The organism is Mesorhizobium sp. M7A.F.Ca.US.006.04.2.1 (genome assembly GCF_004022915.1).
Classification (GTDB): domain Bacteria; phylum Pseudomonadota; class Alphaproteobacteria; order Rhizobiales; family Rhizobiaceae; genus Mesorhizobium; species Mesorhizobium ciceri.
This window is the reverse complement of record NZ_RZQA01001261.1, coordinates 1-1,264: the sequence shown is the minus strand read 5'-3', so window position 1 is coordinate 1,264 and position 1,264 is coordinate 1. Positions and strand designations below refer to the sequence as shown.

Sequence of the window (1,264 nt, the reverse complement as noted above, 5' to 3'; positions counted from 1 at the left end):
GCGCGGGAACCGTGCCGCATGAGTGGAAGTTCGGATCGATCAGCGGCGCCAGTGCCGGCGGCGCTTCGACGACGGGATCGAGCGCGATGCGGATTTCGTCGAGGAACGACAGGTCTGGCCTGAAGCCGGTGGTGACGACGATGCGGTCCACGGCCATGCTGAACGGCTTGCCCGCGAGGTGGGCGTCGACGGCAAGCTTCTCGCCTTGCGTCTCGATGCGGTCGACGGCGAAGCCCGCCAGCATGTTCAGCCTGCCGTCCGCCATCGCCTGCCTGGCGGCCAGCCCAAGCGCACCACGTTCCGGCAACTGGTCGTTCAGCCCGCCGCCGAGCAATCTCTCGATGTTGGCGTGCCGCAGCGCCCAGAAGATTTCGGTGCCAGGCGCGCCATCCTGCAACTCCATCAGCGCCAGCGCGACGTTGATGGCCGAGTGCCCGCCGCCGATGACCAGGATGCGCTTGCCCGCATAGTCTTCTCTCGCCTTGCCGACCACGTCGGGAATGCCATAGGCGATGCGTGCCGACGCCTTGCCTTCGCCGGCAACCGGCAGCCCGTCGATGCCGATCGGGTTTGGCCGCCACCATGTTCCGGATGCGTCGATGACGGCGCGTGCGAGAAAGCGGTGCTCACCGCCGCCATCGCGGTAGCGGATGACGAAGGGCGCGTCCTTGCGGCCCTCATTGGCGACCTTGTCGTGCCCCTGACGGGTGATCGCGGTGACCTCGGCGCCGAGCTTCAGATTGGCGGCGATCGCCGGAAGCCGGCCAAGCGGCGCCAGATAGTCGCGCACGATCTCGCCGCCGGTCGGCAGGCCCTGGCTGTCCGGCGCCGTCCAGCCGGAGCGGTCGAGCAGCGCCCGCGCCGCCGCGTCGATGTTGTATTCCCAAGGCGAGAACACCCGCACGTGGCCCCATTCGAGCAGTGCGGCACCAACGCTTTCGCCGCGCTCCAGGATCAGCAGGCGGATGCCGCGCTCGACCAGATGCGCCGCGGCGGCAAGGCCGACCGGGCCGGCGCCAATTACCGCGACGGGAAGGTTTGCCATCATGTCCATAGGTTCGATCCTTCCGGTATGTTCGAATTATACGCGCAGAAAAATCAGGCCAGTGCTTTGCCGACGGCGGGCGCGCAGACAGCATCCGCGCAGCACTCGTCGGCGAGATAGCCGATCAGCGCATTCATGCCGGGATAGTTGGCGCGGCAGATCAGCGTCGTCGCTTGCCGTTCCTGCGTGACAAGCCCGGTATCGACCAGCCGTTTGAGG

At 67.3% G+C, this 1,264-nt stretch carries 2 protein-coding genes; both read right to left on the bottom strand.

The genetic code is table 11. The features are described from left to right. Positions 1-1,054: NAD(P)-binding domain-containing protein (locus EN925_RS36430; protein ID WP_128337395.1), on the bottom strand; the 1,054-nt coding region annotated here is incomplete at its 3' end. Between the two features lie 44 nt (positions 1,055-1,098). Continuing rightward, on the bottom strand, positions 1,099-1,264 hold a 166-nt coding region (locus EN925_RS41245; RefSeq protein ID WP_164894684.1), incomplete at its 5' end, for a helix-turn-helix transcriptional regulator.